At 42.2% G+C, this 16,375-nt stretch carries 15 protein-coding genes; 9 read left to right on the top strand and 6 right to left on the bottom strand.

Annotated features, from left to right (window positions below; all coding sequences use genetic code 11):
* Positions 1-186: 186 nt before the first annotated feature.
* The 7 genes from MusilaSJ_RS18100 (at position 187) to MusilaSJ_RS18070 (ending at position 6,396) form a co-directional block, all read left to right on the top strand.
* Positions 187-1,284 (top strand): vWA domain-containing protein, encoded by a 1,098-nt coding sequence (locus MusilaSJ_RS18100; RefSeq protein WP_090531322.1) that lies wholly within the window; start codon positions 187-189, stop codon positions 1,282-1,284.
* A 95-nt stretch (positions 1,285-1,379) separates the two neighbouring features.
* Positions 1,380-2,885 (top strand): sigma 54-interacting transcriptional regulator, encoded by a 1,506-nt coding sequence (locus tag MusilaSJ_RS18095; RefSeq protein ID WP_274986282.1) that lies wholly within the window; start codon positions 1,380-1,382, stop codon positions 2,883-2,885.
* A 15-nt stretch (positions 2,886-2,900) separates the two neighbouring features.
* Complete coding sequence (locus tag MusilaSJ_RS18090) at positions 2,901-4,196, top strand: metallophosphoesterase (protein WP_274986281.1); 1,296 nt, start codon at positions 2,901-2,903, stop codon at positions 4,194-4,196.
* A gap of 33 nt (positions 4,197-4,229) precedes the next feature.
* Positions 4,230-5,120 carry a UbiA family prenyltransferase gene (locus MusilaSJ_RS18085; RefSeq protein ID WP_274986280.1) on the top strand — a complete coding sequence of 297 codons (891 nt, stop codon included), beginning with the start codon at positions 4,230-4,232 and terminating at the stop codon, positions 5,118-5,120.
* 3 nt (positions 5,121-5,123) lie between these two features.
* Complete coding sequence (locus MusilaSJ_RS18080) at positions 5,124-5,741, top strand: class I SAM-dependent methyltransferase (protein WP_274986279.1); 618 nt, start codon at positions 5,124-5,126, stop codon at positions 5,739-5,741.
* A 53-nt stretch (positions 5,742-5,794) separates the two neighbouring features.
* The gene (locus MusilaSJ_RS18075; RefSeq protein WP_274986278.1) at positions 5,795-5,992 is read left to right on the top strand and encodes a hypothetical protein; all 198 of its coding nucleotides are present in this window, start codon (positions 5,795-5,797) and stop codon (positions 5,990-5,992) included.
* Positions 5,989-6,396, top strand: a complete 408-nt coding sequence (locus tag MusilaSJ_RS18070) for a putative toxin-antitoxin system toxin component, PIN family (protein ID WP_274986277.1) — start codon at positions 5,989-5,991, stop codon at positions 6,394-6,396. The genes MusilaSJ_RS18075 and MusilaSJ_RS18070 overlap by 4 nt, the downstream gene beginning before the upstream one ends.
* A gap of 117 nt (positions 6,397-6,513) precedes the next feature.
* On the opposite strand, the gene MusilaSJ_RS18065 is transcribed toward MusilaSJ_RS18070, so the two are convergent.
* Genes MusilaSJ_RS18065 through MusilaSJ_RS18055 form a run of 3 tightly spaced genes read right to left on the bottom strand, consistent with a single transcriptional unit; the run spans position 6,514 to position 10,725 of the window.
* The gene (locus MusilaSJ_RS18065) at positions 6,514-7,206 is read right to left on the bottom strand and encodes a response regulator transcription factor (RefSeq protein ID WP_090530416.1); all 693 of its coding nucleotides are present in this window, start codon (positions 7,204-7,206) and stop codon (positions 6,514-6,516) included.
* Between the two features lie 3 nt (positions 7,207-7,209).
* Positions 7,210-8,856, bottom strand: coding sequence for a sensor histidine kinase (locus tag MusilaSJ_RS18060; protein WP_274986276.1), 1,647 nt, complete (start codon positions 8,854-8,856; stop codon positions 7,210-7,212).
* 6 nt (positions 8,857-8,862) lie between these two features.
* On the bottom strand, positions 8,863-10,725 hold the full coding sequence (locus MusilaSJ_RS18055) for a S9 family peptidase (protein WP_274986275.1): 1,863 nt from the start codon (positions 10,723-10,725) through the stop codon (positions 8,863-8,865).
* 184 nt (positions 10,726-10,909) lie between these two features.
* Between MusilaSJ_RS18055 and MusilaSJ_RS18050 the strand changes: the two genes are divergently transcribed.
* Together MusilaSJ_RS18050 and MusilaSJ_RS18045 are read left to right on the top strand one after the other, a co-directional pair.
* Positions 10,910-12,718, top strand: a complete 1,809-nt coding sequence (locus tag MusilaSJ_RS18050) for a tetratricopeptide repeat protein (RefSeq protein ID WP_274986274.1) — start codon at positions 10,910-10,912, stop codon at positions 12,716-12,718.
* A 140-nt stretch (positions 12,719-12,858) separates the two neighbouring features.
* Positions 12,859-13,161: a DUF4286 family protein gene (locus tag MusilaSJ_RS18045; RefSeq protein WP_274986273.1), complete on the top strand. Its 303-nt coding sequence runs from the start codon at positions 12,859-12,861 to the stop codon at positions 13,159-13,161.
* Positions 13,162-13,175: 14 nt separating this feature from the next.
* Here MusilaSJ_RS18045 and MusilaSJ_RS18040 read toward each other — a convergent pair whose 3' ends face one another.
* The 3 genes from MusilaSJ_RS18040 to MusilaSJ_RS18030 all read right to left on the bottom strand — a co-directional run bounded on the left by MusilaSJ_RS18040 (position 13,176) and on the right by MusilaSJ_RS18030 (position 16,336).
* On the bottom strand, positions 13,176-13,664 hold the full coding sequence (locus tag MusilaSJ_RS18040; protein WP_274986272.1) for a molybdopterin-dependent oxidoreductase: 489 nt from the start codon (positions 13,662-13,664) through the stop codon (positions 13,176-13,178).
* Positions 13,665-13,675: 11 nt separating this feature from the next.
* Complete coding sequence (locus MusilaSJ_RS18035; RefSeq protein ID WP_274986271.1) at positions 13,676-14,815, bottom strand: cytochrome-c peroxidase; 1,140 nt, start codon at positions 14,813-14,815, stop codon at positions 13,676-13,678.
* A 222-nt stretch (positions 14,816-15,037) separates the two neighbouring features.
* Positions 15,038-16,336: an IS110 family RNA-guided transposase gene (locus tag MusilaSJ_RS18030; protein WP_274985884.1), complete on the bottom strand. Its 1,299-nt coding sequence runs from the start codon at positions 16,334-16,336 to the stop codon at positions 15,038-15,040.
* Positions 16,337-16,375: the final 39 nt, after the last annotated feature.

Raw genomic sequence — 16,375 nt, 5'->3', positions numbered from 1 at the left:
CGGATTTGGGAATTGGGATTTCGGATTTGGCTAAACAGGCTATTGCTGCTATTAAATAAATCCGAAATCGGATATCCGAAATCCAAAATCTAATTGTCATACTTAACTAACAATTTATTTTATCACTTCCGCAGCGAAACTTTTCCTAAAAATATTCCGTTCCTTTATGTACAGAAAGGACAAAATATGCGCGGTTTTGGATTTTCCAAATTTAAGCCCAACCAAATCCCTAAAGGCGGATTTGACGAATTGTTAAAATTATTTCTTGAGTTGCTCAACTATACATCGGGCGATGCAGGCGAAGCTTTAGCCTGGCTTAACGAACTCGATAAACAATATAACCTTACCAACGATGATTATGGCATGGGCGATTTCATCGATGAACTAAAGCAAAAGGGTTATCTTGACGAAAATAATGAGAATGGCGAGTTCCGGATTACGGCAAAAACAGAGCAAAGCATCAGGCAATCTGCCCTGGAAGAGATCTTTGGCAAGCTAAAAAAATCTGGGAAAGGTAACCACCGCTCGCCGCAATCAGGCCAGGGCGATGAAAAAAATGCCGAACGCCGCGAGTTTGAATTTGGTGACAGCCTGGACCAGATAGATATGACCCAGTCTATACACAACGCCCAGGTTAACCACGGCATAGGCGATTTCATGATGACCGAGCGCGACCTTGAAGTAGAGGAAATGGACTACAAAACCCTTACTTCAACTGTACTCATGATCGACATTTCGCACTCCATGATCCTTTATGGTGAAGACAGGATAACTCCGGCCAAGAAAGTAGCTATGGCGCTTGCCGAACTGATCCGCACCAAATATCCTAAGGACACGCTGGATATTGTTGTGTTTGGGAACGATGCATGGCCAATAACCCTGCAGGATTTGCCTTACTTGCAGGTTGGCCCTTATCATACCAATACTTATGCAGGTTTAGAGCTGGCTACCGATCTGCTCCGCCGCCGTAAAACGCACAATAAGCAAATTTTCATGATTACAGATGGCAAACCAACCTGCTTAAAGGAAGGCACCAGGTATTATAAAAACAGCATTGGTTTGGACAGGAAAGTGGTTAACAAAACCCTCAACATGGCTGCCCAGTGTAAGAGACTAAAAATACCTATTACCACATTTATGATAGCTAAAGACCCTTATTTGCAGCAGTTTGTTCGTAAATTCACAGAAACAAACGGAGGCAAAGCCTTTTACAGTTCCCTGAATGGCCTTGGTGAGTACATTTTTGAGGATTATATCAGGAACAGAAGAAGGACTGTGAGGTAAATTATTATTTGAAAATTAGTCAATTTGATAATTTGAAGATGTTTTGATATGTCCATTTTCAAATTATCAAATTGTCAAATTCCCTAATTGAAAACATGAGTAAATTATTAGATATAAAAACCCTCGGCCAGTTAAAGCAAACAGGCTATAAAAGCCGTTCGGTTAAAGATGAATTACGTGTTAACCTTATCGATCAGCTTAAAAAGCGCGAAGGCGGTTTTGAGGGCATCATCGGTTTTGAAGATACTGTTATCCCTGATCTGCAAACTGCTATCCTGTCACGTCACAACATTTTACTGTTAGGCTTACGCGGCCAGGCAAAAACCCGCATAGCCCGTTTGCTGGTTAACCTGCTTGACGAGTATATTCCATATATTGAAGGATCAGAGTTATTTGATGACCCTTATAACCCCATCTCCTGGTATGGTCATAACATCATCACACAAAAAGGCGACGATACCCCCATCGGCTGGATCCACCGCTCTGAGCGTTATACCGAAAAGCTGGCTACCCCTGACGTTACCGTAGCCGATTTAATTGGTGATGTTGATCCAATCAAAGCTGCCACCTTAAAATTAACCTATTCTGACGAGCGTGTGATCCACTTCGGCTTGATCCCACGTGCACACCGTGGCATTTTCGTGATCAATGAGTTACCCGACCTGCAGGCTCGCATCCAGGTGTCACTATTCAATATCCTTCAGGAAAAAGATATCCAGATCCGTGGTTTTAAACTGCGCTTACCATTGGATATCCAGTTTGTGTTCACCGCGAATCCTGAAGATTATACTAACCGTGGTTCGATAGTAACACCGCTTAAAGACCGTATAGAAAGCCAGATCCTTACACATTATCCGCGTTCGGTTGAAATTTCACGTAAGATCACGCAACAGGAAGCATCTCTTACCGATGATCAGCGTATCGCTATTGAAGCTGATGGTTTAGTTAAGAACCTGGTAGAACAAATTGCTTTTGAAGCCCGTAACTCTGAATATATCGACAAAAAATCGGGTGTATCGGCGCGTTTAACCATTTCGGCCTATGAAAACCTGATCAGTAATGCAGAGCGCAGGATGATCATCAACCACGAAAAAACAACATTTGTACGTATCACAGACTTTTTAGGTGTGATCCCCGCCATTACCGGTAAAATTGAGCTGGTTTACGAAGGCGAACTGGAAGGGCCGGGCAAAGTGGCCAATATCCTGATAGGTAAAGCCATCAAAAGTTTACTGCTATCGTTTTTCCCTGACCCGGAAAAGGCCAAGAAAGCCAAAGCCCCTAACCCGTATGCAGCTATCATTAACTGGTTTGGCGATGGCAACAATGTAGCTTTGGTTGATGATATGCCCATGCAGGAATACAAAAAAGCCCTGGAAGAAGTTGTGGGATTGAAGGACCTTGTAAAAAAGATCCACCCGCATTTGGGTGAAAGCCAGCAATTGCTGCTGATGGAATTTGTACTTCACGGCCTGTCGGAATTTTCACAATTGAACAAAGGTTTCCTGGATAATGGTTTCGCGTTTTCGGATATGTTTAACAGTTTATTTAACTTGCAGCCCGATGACGACGACCTTGATATTGACGACGACCGGTACTAAAATATATTGCGTTATATGATCTTTAAAGCGCTAAGTATATTGTTCTGGATCATAATTGAGCTGCTGGCCGACCGGTATGTTTTATACGGTATCCGCGGCGCATTTCAAAAATGGCGATTGCTTCAATCAAAAGCATTCGCCATTTTTTATTGGAGCCTTTCGGCCTTATGTGTGGCCGCGCTTTTAACTGCCGGTTATATTACCATAGCAGGTACGGGTGTACGCGCAGCCTGTTTGCTGGTAACATTTATCCTGTTCATCTGTAAATTTACTTTTATACCATTCATTTTTGCCGATGATATCAGGCGAAAAATTGCACCGAAAAGGAAAACAACTGCTACCTCAATTCCTATCCCAACTGCTCCTATCATTTCAACCGCTACTAATATTGATACCATTCCCCGTTCCGAGTTTCTTTTAAAAGCAGGCTTGCTTGCCGCAACCGTTCCCCTGGCTGCTATTACAAGGGCTATGCCCAAAGGTTCATATGATTATCATGTACGCTATCAAACTATGTATCTGCCTAATCTGCCAAAGGCCTTTGATGGCTTAAGGATCGGGCAGATCTCAGATATTCATTCAGGCAGCTTTTATAATAAAAAGGCGGTGCTCGGTGGTGTTGAAATGCTGCTGAAAGAAAAACCTGACCTGATATTTTTTACCGGCGATCTGGTTAACGATGAAGCATCGGAAATGACCAGCTACCAGGATATTTTCACTAAAGTAAAAGCCCCCCTTGGTGTTTTTTCAACCCTGGGTAACCATGATTATGGCGACTATGGCGACTGGAACTCCCCGGCGGATAAAAAGAAAAATCATGATGACCTGATAAGCACCCATAAAAATATGGGCTGGAACCTGCTCAGGAACGAAAACCGTCGTCTAAAAATCAACGGAGAAGAAATAGGGATCTTAGGTATCGAAAACTGGAGTGAATACAGCCGCTTCCCCAAATATGGGCGTATGGACCTGGCCATAAAAAACACCGATGAACTGCCGGTAAAGCTCCTGCTCTCGCATGATCCATCGCATTGGCGGGCCGAGGTATTACCTAAATACCCACAAATTGATGCCATGTTTGCCGGGCATACCCATGGCATGCAATTTGGCGTACGTACCCCGCATTTTCAATATAGCCCTATAAAATATGTTTATAATGAATGGGCTGGTCATTACCGGGAAAACAAACAACAATTATATGTAAATGTAGGCTTTGGTTTTGTTGGTTTAACCGGCAGGGTTGGAATATTGCCGGAGATTACGATATTTACATTAAAAGCAGGCCGCGATCCCTCATTACCAGTTTCCTAAAAGATCCAGGCAGAAGCTGCTATCCTTTTACCGATGAAGAAATTACTACAGTCTGTATTAGATTTTCTGCTCTTCAGTAATATTTTCATGTCGCTTTGTGCTGTAGCACAGGCGTTGTTAACCTTTCACTTAATAGGATCAAAACCTGTGTTCCCTGTATTGGGCTTGTTATTTACTTCAACCCTGGGTATCTATAATTTTTGTATCCTCATCACCCGTCCAACTAAACCACAACGGTCGCCTTACAAAAGGGTGCGATGGTTTTTTGCACACTATAGGCTGATGGTGACCTTTACTATAGTTTCGCTGCTGTCCCTGATCCCGCTGTTCTTTATTATCACCACCGAATCAAAGATCCTGCTCATATTTCTGAGCGTTTTATCATTTGGTTATGGTTTACCATTATTCAGTGTAGGCGATCATAAATTTGGTTTAAGAAATATCCCCGGTTTAAAACCGTTTTTAATAACCCTGGTATGGACAATGAGCTGTGTACTGTTCCCTGTATTGGAATCAATGCATAATCACCTAACCGATATCAGCATGCGCGATACTACAATACTCATAGCTAAACGCTTTTTGTTTATAGGTGCGCTTACAATACCTTTCGATATCAGGGATCTTTTCGACGACCGTAAAGTAGGCCTTAAGACCATCCCGGTAGTTTGGGGCGAAAAAAATGCTTATCTGTTTTGCCAGGTATTGCTCACCGGCTACATTGTACTCATGTTCCTGTTCAGGCAAAATGGCTTTAGCCTTGATTTCTTTGCACTCACACTTACTATGTTCCTTACCGGCTGGCTCATCTTCAGATCGGCCTGGGAAAAAAACGAGTATTATTACTTTTTTTATATGGATGGCGTACTGATTTTACAGTATGTAATTGTAGTAGTATTTAACGCTGTTAAATATTTTCTTCACTAAACCATGGCTGCCAATTATAATAACTCGGCATGGTTTTATGACCGGCTTTCAAGAATAGTTTACGGCAAAGCTTTGATAAACGCGCAGGTTTATTTATTAGGCTTTATTCCACCAAAAAGTAAAATCCTCATCGCCGGCGGCGGAACAGGCTGGATCCTGGAAGAGCTTGCCAAAATACATCCGGCAGGTTTAAACGTCACTTACGTTGAAATTTCGGCCAATATGATTGCGCTCTCGCAAAAAAGACAAACCGGGCAAAACGAGGTGACCTTTATTAATGATGCAGTTGAAAACGTAAAGCTTCCTGCCGGCTTTGACGTAGTTATCACGCCTTTCCTTTTCGATAATTTTTTGGGTGAAACAGTAGATAGTGTTTTCAGTCATTTACACAACCTGCTCAAACCCGGTGGCCTCTGGCTCAATGCCGATTTTCAGCTTACCGGCCGCTGGTGGCAAAACGTGTTGCTCAAAAGTATGTTTGTTTTTTTCAGGTTACTTTGCGGGATAGAAGCAAGTAAGCTGCCAGCTATCGAAAAACATTTTAATGCTGCGGGATACAATGTGATTGGGGATAAAACCTTTTTTGGGGATTTTATTGTGGGGAGAGCATATACTAAATAAAACAGAATATTTAGAGTATTATCTACACCAGACTTAATTGGTTATATTTGAGTATGGAAAGATTGATGATACAGATTCCCGAAAAAAAATCAAAATTGATTAAGTCTTTACTTAAAGAATTGGGGGCAATAATTGAAACTGACAGTTTTAAACTTGCTGCAGAACTAAATAATATGGTAAAGCCTGGTAAAAAACCTTCTATGGATGAAATTACAGAAGAAGTACGTGCAGTTAGAGCCAAATCCAAATGATTGTTGTTCTTGATTGCAATATCTGGATCTCGCTTGCGCTAAACCAACAATTAGATTTTATCTCCTCTCTTCAAAAAAATAAAATAACGATAGCAACCTGTAAAAATCTTCAGGAAGAGTTAACTAACGTATTGCTGCGCCCAAAATTCAGGAAATACTTCTCTCAAAGCTATACAAGTCAATTTTTACAATTTTATAAATTAGTTACTAAAGATTTCGAATTGGCCAATATAGAAAACGTAGTCAGTGATCCTAAAGATGATTACCTTTTTGCGTTGTGTCAAATCTCGAATGCTGATTACTTCGTTACAGGAGATAAGCTTTTGCTTGAAATCCCTATTCATGGAAAAACTATTGTTGCAACATTAGCTGATTTTAAGAGGATCATTGTATTAATAAATTAACCTTCCAACTAAAGTACGAAGCCTGCCCTTCTGTATAGCTTAGGACTGCTTCGTACCTCAACGACGGCTATTTAAGAGGCTCAACAAAACTGCAAACCGCCTACTCAAAACTGAAAACTATTGATTATAAACAAACTTATACCCAATCCCCCTTACTGTTTGTAAGTACTGCGGCGAATCAGCATTGGTTTCAATCTTTTTACGCAAGCGAACGATGTGCATATCCAGGGTGCGGGTATTTACATCGGCGTTATAACCCCAAACCTCCATCATCAGCTCCTCGCGGTTGATAACCTTGTTTTTGTTCTTGAGGAAATAAAGCAGGATCCTGTTTTCGAGAATGGTCAGCTCTATCTTTCTTCCATCGCGGATAAGCAGGTGCGTGTTAGGCAGGTGCTCCATGTTGGCAAACCGGTATGATTCAGGCTTTTCGCTGTTAAGTGAGAACTTGATTTTGTTTTCAATCAGTGCCACCAATACGTCCATGTTATAGGGTTTGGTGATATAGTCAGACACACCAAAGTTGTAGGCTTCTATCTTGTCAACATCCTGGGCTTTGGCGGTCATCATAATGATGAGTTTATCGAACCCTTTTTCGCGAATATTGCCGCAAACTTCCGAGCCCGGTTTGCCGGGCAGCATCCAGTCTAACAGTACAATATCAGGCTGCTCGGCCAATATCATGGTTTCGGCCTCATTACCATTACCGGCTTCCAGTACCTTGTAACCCTCTGATTGCAAACGCTCTGAAACCAGGAAACGCAGGTTCTCGTCATCTTCAACCAGCGCAATTTTAATTTCTTTGTTCATATCTTAATTTTCGTATGGAAGCGTAACTATAAATTCCGAACCTTCATTAACCTTACTGTAAACGGTTATTTCGCCGTTCATAAAATTAACCAGTTCTTTACAAAATGCCAAACCCAGGCCAACGCTCCCGTTTTGATTGTATTGGTTCTCTATCCTGTAAAACTTCTTAAAAACGTTATTCAGTTCATTTTTTGGTATCCCTATCCCCTTGTCAGCAAACGAAAACACAATATTGCGCTTTTCCTGTGAAATATTGATGAACAACTCCTTTTGCTGAGGGTGCGAATACTTGTATGCATTTTCAATAAGATTTTGAAAAACACTCCCTAATAATACCGGATCGGTATAAAAAGTTTCAACCCTGTTGATTTTAAATTTAATATTAAAATCAGCATACTTTATTTTAAAGGTATCAATATACCGGCCAATAAAGCTCTCTATATCAATTTCTTCCTCTTTTAGCGTAATGGATTTATTTTCAATCTGTGTAAATGAAAGCAGTTTGTTCATCAACTCATTCAGCTTATCAGCTTCTTCATCCAGTATCTTGCCGTAATGGCGGCGTTGCCTTTCGGTAAGCTCACCATCGCCGCGCAAATTTGAGCCGGCTATTTTAATTACGCTTACGGGTGTTTTAAACTCATGGGTAAAGTTGTTAATAAAATCATACTGAAGCTTGAACAGTTTCATATTCACGTTCAGGTTACGGTAAATAAGCCAGCCTATCAGCATTAAAAACAGGGTCATTAACAATACAATAGCTCCGATGGGCATAAAGCGGCGGTTAATTTCGGCAGTTAAATAGCCCTGTGCCGAACTAAAGAACAGCTTATAATCAGAAAAAGCAACCGGCAATGACACCTCGGTTATCAGCTTATCGCCCTCACTGTCAATAGGATCATATACTACTGGTTGAATGGATACATTTTCGTACAGCTCGGGATGCGTATTTTTCACCTTGATCAGGTACGGGTCGAGGTAAAAGGTCATCATGTTTTGCTTGTATGAAGCACCTTTGCTGTTACCCAGCATTTGCATGTCACGATAAATACGAACATCCTCGCGCCTTAGAACATTGGTATAACTTATCTTGTCGGGTTTCACATCCCAAAAAGCTTTAAAAAGTTCATCCTGGCTTGATACACGTGATGTATCTGAAAAGGCTATATAATTACTTAATTTAATAGCCATCTCTCTGAAATCATCTTCATTGACTGTTCTCCGCTGCTCGGCCCCGTACACCTTGTCATTAACGTGCCAATACTGATAAACCGCCTTAGCAGCTATGTTCAAATTATTTTTGCGCACGGTCATCGTAGTTTTGCCGCCAATGAGGGCATCATAAAAAATAACCCGGCGCACAAAATTATAATCATGAAAAACAGAGGCTGCATATTTACCTGCCGATGCCGAATCAAGAAAACCCTGGTAAGAGGTTATTTCAGGAATCTTATTCTGAAAAAACTCATAATAAGGCTTAATGGTTTGTTCCAGTACCTCTACCTTTTTTGAGGAAAACTCATTTTCAACATACTTGGCAGTAAGGTTGTAAGATATAAACAAAGCAACCACAAAAGTTATGGATATGAATACCAGGAATATGGTGATCAGTGTAAAATTTTGCCGGTAAGCGTTTTTCTGTACTGCCATGTCGGCTTATGGTTTAACCCGCATATTCTTATCCAAAAACTTCTCTATTTCGGCATACATTTCCATGCGGTTGTGCTCATTCCTGAAATATGCCCGTTCGTTGGGTTTTAAAAAGTATTTTACATCTACGTTCCGTTTACGCAACTCACGCACAAACTGGTTAAGCTCACTGATATTGGCCCGCTGATCTTTGGCACCCTGGAATATAATTAAAGGAACCTTAATTTTATCGGTATGAAAAACCGGCGATATCGCCCTCAACTGGTCTGCGTCAGTTTCGGGGTTGCCAACAATTTCGTAAGTCATTTTTAAATATGGCTTAAAAAATGGCGGTGCATCTTTGATATAGGTAAAAAAGTTGATGAGCCCGTATTGTACAACAGCACAGTTATACAGTTCGGGGTGGAACGATACTCCATAAAGTGCCGAAAACCCGCCAAAACGACCACCAAATATGGCAATCTTTTTAGGGTTGGCAATTTTGGTTTGGATGAGCCAGCGAACGCCATCGGTAATATCATCCTGGATCTTGCCTCCTACCTGTTTATATCCCGCACTTCTGAATGCTTTGCCATATCCTGTTGATCCCCGGTAATTAACCTGAAAAACCGCATAACCACGATTGGCCAAAAACTGTACCTGGTCATCATATCCCCAGGTATCACGCCCCCAGGGACCATCGTGAGGCATCACTACTACCGGGTAATTTTCATTTTTATTGCCATGGGGCAGCGTTAAATAGCCATTGATCAGCAAACCATCGCGTGCCTGGTATGATATAGGCTTCATGGCGCATAGCTCTGCCGGTACAAGGCTTGAGTTGATCTCGCTTAGCTTAGTTAACTTGCCGCTGCTTTTTTCAAAAAGATAATATGAGCCGGGGTTACGGTCGGTATAGGTATTGAGAATAAATTTATTCTCGGAACTATCACGGTCAACCACTCTGATCTCATTGCCTTTAAGCTGTTGCTTAATGGTTTGGTACATTTGCTCAACATCAGGTACAAGAAAATGTTTACGGGGGGTAGCCTCATCCCAGCCGGTAAACTCAATACGCCGCCTGTTCCTTGAATATTCAAAGCTGGTAATATCGGCCTTACTGCAACTAAAAATTGTCCGTTCTTCCTTTCCATTTTCGGCATTGATCTCAACAAGGGCCATTTTATCGCGGTTAACGTTCGAAAGCGCGTAGAAATAATTTTTGTCCCCGGTAAAAGCTATTGGCCTCACCGTATTTTTAAAATTGTTTTCGATAACAGGTTTAAAAGGCTTATCCTCATCCTCCCGGAATAAAATGGTTTCATTAACCCCGTCTGATGCCTTTTCCAGCCTGATCCTGCCATCGGCATCAGCAAACCATTCGGTAATATTACCCGGGTTAAGCAGATAAGTCTTCATTTCGCCGGTTTTTACATTAAGGCGATAAATATCAAAATTACCCGGATCGCGTTCATTGGTTTTAATGGTGATGATATCGGGTTGCTGACGGTTGCGGTTAACCAACCCTATCCTTACATTACCAAGCGATAATATAGTGCGGCTTTTATTGGCAGCCACGTCAAAGGCATACATTTTAACCGAATCGGTAGCGATAAGATCCTGCGAAAAAACAAGCTGGTTATTGTATGTCCAGAAATAATCACCTCTGATTGAATAGTCCTCAAATTGAGTAACCATCCGTTCCTTGCCATCGGCTAATGACTGTATAAATATGTTTTGCTTATCTTTAAATGGCTTAAGGTATGAAACATATTTACCATCGGGCGAAATTCGGTAAAAGCTCCTTTCGGGTGTTTTAAAAAAGTCAATAATAGGTATTTGCCTTACCTTGCTCCTGTTGCAGGAAAAGAAAGCGATGATGCAACTCACAATAAGAAAAAATCTGGCCCGGCTCAACATAGCTACAAGTATCCTATTTTATTCACGTACTCAAATTAGATAAATAAGTTCGATGTTATCAAGATGTCACTACAATTTTACCCTTATATACCGTTATATAAATAATATGGCAAACCGGCTTAAGCAATCCTATTAATTGATTATTTTTGAACAGATGAGGGTTTTATATATTGTTATTATTCTTGCTTTTTGCTTTAGCAGCAGGCTGCTTGCACAGGACAATGAACTGTTGCTGGCCAAGCAATACAATGCTAACGGCGAACCGCAAAAAGCGCTCGAAATTTATCAAAAGCTATACAAGCAAAACAACGAGAACTATTACAGTGTATACGTAAATACACTGCTCAATCTTAAGAAATTTGATGAAGCCGAAAGCATCACCAAAAAACTGATCCGCCGCCATCCTGATGACCACCAGTATGCTATAATGCTGGGTAACATTTACACACAGGAAGGCAATATGGCCAAAGCCGACGCTATTTATGACGACCTGATCAAAAGCCTCCCGGCCGACCAGGGTGAAATAGCTGCCCTGGCATCCCAGTTTTACCAAAGCGCTAATACTGATTATGCGATCAAAATTTTTCAGCAGGGACGGAAACTGCTTAAAAATGATAACATGTTTACTTATGAGCTTATTAACCTTTACCGTTTTAAGCGCGACAAAATATCCCTCACCGACGAATACCTGAACTTTTTACCCCAAAACCCCAATTTTATAAACCAGGCCGAAAACGCTTTTTCAAATGTATACGAGGGTAGCGCCGATTATGATATGCTTAAAACAGCTTTGCTGAGGCGCATTCAGAAAGATCCGCAGCAAACCATTTATGCTGATCTGCTTACCTGGCAATACCTGCAGCAAAAAGAATTTGATCTGGCCCTTAACCAGGCACTTGCCTTAAGTCGCCGGCAAAATGACGATGGTAACAGCATCTATGACCTTTGCCGTACCTTCATTGCCAATGAAGCTTATGACGAAGCCATCCGCGGCTATGAATATATTATCAGCAAAGGGAAAACAACGTCCTTATACATCCCCTCAAAGATTGAATTAATCAACACTAAGAACCTGAAAGTAACATCGGGCAAATACCTGCCCGAAGATTTGCTTGGACTTGAAAAGGATTATAACGACCTGCTCACCGAATTTGGCCGTAACAGCAGTACCGCCTTTGCCATGCAAAAGCTGGCCAATCTGCAAGCCTTTAAGCTTCACAAACTTAAGGACGCCCAAAAACTGCTGGAAGAAGCTACCAGGCTAAATGATATCAGGCCAAACCTGTTAGCCGATTGTAAGCTTGATTTAGGCGATATTTACCTGCTTAACAACCAACCCTGGGAAGCCACCCTGCTTTACAGCCAGGTTGAGAAAGATTTCCCGGCTACAGCCATCGGGCAGGATGCTTTATTCAGAAATGCGAAAATGGCCTACTACACCGGCGATTTTACCTGGGCAAAGGGCCAGTTGGATGTGCTGAAGGTTGCCACATCTCAATTAATAGCAAATGATGCGCTTAACCTGTTGTTGCTGATACAGGATAACCTTGCTGCCGATAGCAGTGGGGCAGCGCTTAAAATGTACGCCCGGGCCGATCTGCAGATCTTTGCCCAAAGGCCCGAAAGGGCAGTAATGATATTGGACAGCATTGGTAAAAAGTTCCCGAATAATGCTTTAGAGGATGATATCATGATGTCGAAATCGCGCATCCTGATCCAGCAGAAGGATTATGCCGGCGCGGTACCCCTGCTGAAAAAAATACTTGAAGAACATCCCGCCGACCTGTGGGCCGACGATGCCGTATTTATGTTAGGCGATATTTATGAAAACAGGCTAAACGATAAAACCACTGCCAGGAACTACTACCAGAAAATCATAACCGATTATCCCGGCAGCCTCTGGATCAACGAAGCCCGAAAACGTTTCAGAATATTAAGGGGCGATAAACCGGATGCGTCTTAAATATGGTGAGTGGTTGATTAGGTTAAGTGGTGAGTAGTTGTCTAAATTGCTGCTGTTCTGAGTGTGCCAACCAATCACGTAATCAACTACTCACTAAATCAACCATTCACCCAATCAACTTAAATAACTAATTTTACAACATGATTGTATACAACGATACCATAATAATTGACGAAACCATTCATGACGAATGGCTTAGTTATATCAAAACCATCCATATCCCGGCTATCATGGCTACCGGGCATTTCAGTTCGTACCGCATCCTGACTGTTATTGATTCGCCAAACGAAGGGGTTACCTACTGTATTCAATACAATGCTGATAGCATTGAGCATTTTCAGCAGTTTTACATGAACCACCTGCACAAATTTCAGGCTACCCACCAGGAAAAATTTAACGAAAAGTTTGTGATGTTTAATACCCTGATGGAAGAAGTGGAGTAGGATTAAATTGCAGCTTACTTCGCAAACATCACCTTCATCCCAGTAACCTGCTTTATACAACGCGCAGGTTTCTTTTCATCCTGAACAATGATGCGAAATGGCCCATCAGCCGGGACTAAGGGTTGGCCATCAACTTTATCAGCAAGGATAATAGCGCGGTCGGTAAAACCTTTGTCCAGTTCGGCAAGGGCAAAAAGCACCTGGTAGCCGTCACTGGCTTCTACCAACAGGTATTTGGCCAGGTTTTCACCGCGCAAATCCGGACCTAAGGTAACACCGGCTTTTGCCAGGATCTCTGATACTATCACACCTGAGTAGGTGTGGTCTTTTCCGTCGCGGTCTTTACGGGTAACTGTTGTTTGCTTGTATTGCTGCAGATCGGCATTGCCAATGGTAAGCGGGTTTGTTACCTCTCCGGTTACTTTTACTACGGCTTCTTTTGTTTGGGCCTGGGTTGTTAAACCGGCTATCAATAGCAGCAGTATAAGGGTATATTTTTTCATGGACGTGATGTTTAATTTTTTGTTAATTGATGTGGATCGGCAAAGCGCTTATCCCTTATAAAGGTAGAATCGGTAAGCATATTCAAAAAAGCTATCAGTTGTTTTTTTTCTTTTGGCAATAACTTTAACGACTTCCCACCCACTTCGTTTGATTCGCCCTGCAAAAAAGCACTTAGTGATACAGATTGTTTAATATGTTCGCTGTAGTGGTCAACAACTTCGTTGAGCGTTTTAAAACGGCCATCGTGCATATATGGCGCGGTTAAGGCAATATTGCGAAGGGTTGGCACTTTAAAACGCCCCCTGTCGGTAACCAAACCAGTGAATGCCGCCATGCCTTCGTCTTTTGAAATGCTGTCAAGTCCGTTGTTATGAAAAAGTTCAAGATAGGTTTTAGGGCCGCCATGGCAATGGGTACAATTTGCTCCGCGGATTCCCTTTTTCGGGTCTGGGCCACGGTTAAAGAGTTCCATTCCTTTTAGTTCATCATCAGTGGGTTTATATGCATTGCGCAGGTATTGATCATAATGGGAATTGGCGGAAATCAGCGTACGTTCAAATTGGGCTATCGCTTTCGCTATGCGCTCACCGGTTATTGTGCTATCGCCATAAACAATTTTAAACAGGCCGGGATATAGTTTAGTGCTGTTCAGTTTTTGGACCGATACTTCCACAGCCTGTCCCATTTCATGCGGATTGGTTAGTGGGAAAGCGACCTGCTTTTCAAGACTTGCAGCCCGCCCGTCCCAAAAGAATTTACGTGCCCATAGCAAGTTAGCCAATGACATGGAATTGCGCGTTGCCAACCCATTGTTGACACCAATACTTAAAGCCCTGCCATCGGTAAATGCCTTTGCCTGCTGGTGACAACTACCACATGATATAGTATTGGTTGCAGATAGTTTAGGCTCGTAAAAAAGTAATCGACCTAAATAAACACCCTGCCGGGTAGTGGGATTATTGGCAGGTACATTGATCCTGTTGCCAAAATTGGCCGGGTAATTAAATACATAATCGCCTATGGGCCCAACCGGTTCTGTACCGATATAAGCGGTTAAGGCCGTTACAACAAGTAAAAGACACGGTACAAACCAGACCTTACCCGTGCCCGGGAAAGGTAATCGTTTATACTGTATATGACTTTTTCTCACGCTATTCTTCTGACGATGTTGGGTTGAAGACTACTTTACGAAGACTCACGGAGTTTTGAAAACTGTAAGTCTGGGTTCTACGGTTAAAAAAGACTGTCATGCTGAGTGATTAAATCCATGGACTCTGAAGGTTAGATGACAAAGAGGGCTTGTCAGTCTGAGCCTGTCGAAGACTCGTGTGCAGAGGCCCATCCTTCGGCAGGCTACCCATGACATAATAATTTAAGCAGGTACAAGTTCCCTATTTAGTTCAAAGGCGAGTTTCTCTAATCGCCTTTGTTTCTGTTCCTTAATGATATTTTCATAGGCTTGCAGCCCTTTTTCCACAAAGTCGGCTCCTTTTACAATTAAACGCCAGTATTGAGCGGCCAGTTTTCTGGCCGTTGCTTTAATAGCTATTGCCGGACCTTTTCTGCTCCTTAATCTTCTTGCAAATGAACCCCAGCCGATATACTTGCTGTTCAATAATCCATGGGCCATTTGTTTGAATATTTGCCCGACGGCCGGTTTACCCTTACTTTTACTTTTGTTCTTTTTCCCTGAACGATCCTGGCCGGGAGATAAACCAAGCCAGCTTGTGAAATGTTTTTCACTTGGCCATCGGCTAAGATCCGAACCCACCTCTGTGTATAACTGTAACCAGTTGTAATCTGTAATACCCGGAAGTTTAGTTGCATCCTTACCATCAAATATTTTTAACAGATGATCTCCCAGGTTGTTGATATGAGGTTTGTTGTGACGGATCGCCTTGCGTTTTCCTTCGCTTATTCCCGGTGGCAGGTTCTTATCCCTGTTGATCCGTTGTAAAACACTATCAATCTGGCTGTCGCATTCCATTATCTGGCCTTGATAAAAACCATAAGCCTTATAGGCCTGACCTAATGCAAAAAGCCCTTGCGCTGTATAATGACCTTGCAGGGCTTTCAATAGCTCTTCCCCTTTATTCTCCCTGATCTTTTTATGGCAAAGTGAAAACAACTTATCAGGATCTCGCTCGCCTTGCAGTATCGCATCGATTAACGCCATCCCGCTTACTCCATGGACCTGGCTTAATACCTCCGGCAAACGGATATTCATTTCTATTAAGGCCTTCTGCATGTGCTGAACATGCATGGCCGCACTCCGAAGATGATCCTCACGAAGGCGCTGGTAACTACGCAATTCTTTGATATGACCTTCGGATACATAACAGCGGTTCAGCAAGCCATAACTATGCAATTGCTGTATCCACTGACAATCTTTTACATCTGTTTTCCTGCCTGGTAACTGGCGCGTCTGTCTTCCGTCAACAAGCCACACATCCAATCCCCCATCTAAAAGAATATCGTAAAGTACATACCAGTATACTCCTGTGGCTTCCATTGCCACTGTACTTACCTTATGCTCCAATAAATAGTTCTTAAGTGATACCAGATCACTGGTGAAAGTCTCAAACGAACGAACCGGCTGGCCTTCAAGACCCACAAATACCTTGCGGGCTCCAATATCTATACCTGCCGCATGAAAATGCATCTTTTCCATACTTATAACGCTTTTTAAACCGTGCCCGAAGGAGTTTAA

Source organism: Mucilaginibacter sp. SJ, from assembly GCF_028993635.1.
In the GTDB taxonomy this organism is placed as follows: domain Bacteria; phylum Bacteroidota; class Bacteroidia; order Sphingobacteriales; family Sphingobacteriaceae; genus Mucilaginibacter.
Note: the sequence above shows the minus strand (reverse complement) of the source record. Positions and strands in the feature narration are given on the sequence as shown.

Excerpts from the sequence above, each read along its gene's own strand:
- MusilaSJ_RS18100 (WP_090531322.1), top strand. The coding sequence starts at position 187 with ATGCGCGGTTTTGGATTTTCCAAATTTAAGCCCAACCAAATCCCTAAA.
- MusilaSJ_RS18095 (WP_274986282.1), top strand. The coding sequence starts at position 1,380 with ATGAGTAAATTATTAGATATAAAAACCCTCGGCCAGTTAAAGCAAACA.
- MusilaSJ_RS18090 (WP_274986281.1), top strand. The coding sequence starts at position 2,901 with ATGATCTTTAAAGCGCTAAGTATATTGTTCTGGATCATAATTGAGCTG.
- MusilaSJ_RS18085 (WP_274986280.1), top strand. The coding sequence starts at position 4,230 with ATGAAGAAATTACTACAGTCTGTATTAGATTTTCTGCTCTTCAGTAAT.
- MusilaSJ_RS18080 (WP_274986279.1), top strand. The coding sequence starts at position 5,124 with ATGGCTGCCAATTATAATAACTCGGCATGGTTTTATGACCGGCTTTCA.
- MusilaSJ_RS18075 (WP_274986278.1), top strand. The coding sequence starts at position 5,795 with ATGGAAAGATTGATGATACAGATTCCCGAAAAAAAATCAAAATTGATT.
- MusilaSJ_RS18070 (WP_274986277.1), top strand. The coding sequence starts at position 5,989 with ATGATTGTTGTTCTTGATTGCAATATCTGGATCTCGCTTGCGCTAAAC.
- MusilaSJ_RS18065 (WP_090530416.1), bottom strand. The coding sequence starts at position 7,206 with ATGAACAAAGAAATTAAAATTGCGCTGGTTGAAGATGACGAGAACCTG.
- MusilaSJ_RS18060 (WP_274986276.1), bottom strand. The coding sequence starts at position 8,856 with ATGGCAGTACAGAAAAACGCTTACCGGCAAAATTTTACACTGATCACC.
- MusilaSJ_RS18050 (WP_274986274.1), top strand. The coding sequence starts at position 10,910 with ATGAGGGTTTTATATATTGTTATTATTCTTGCTTTTTGCTTTAGCAGC.
- MusilaSJ_RS18045 (WP_274986273.1), top strand. The coding sequence starts at position 12,859 with ATGATTGTATACAACGATACCATAATAATTGACGAAACCATTCATGAC.
- MusilaSJ_RS18040 (WP_274986272.1), bottom strand. The coding sequence starts at position 13,664 with ATGAAAAAATATACCCTTATACTGCTGCTATTGATAGCCGGTTTAACA.
- MusilaSJ_RS18030 (WP_274985884.1), bottom strand. The coding sequence starts at position 16,336 with ATGGAAAAGATGCATTTTCATGCGGCAGGTATAGATATTGGAGCCCGC.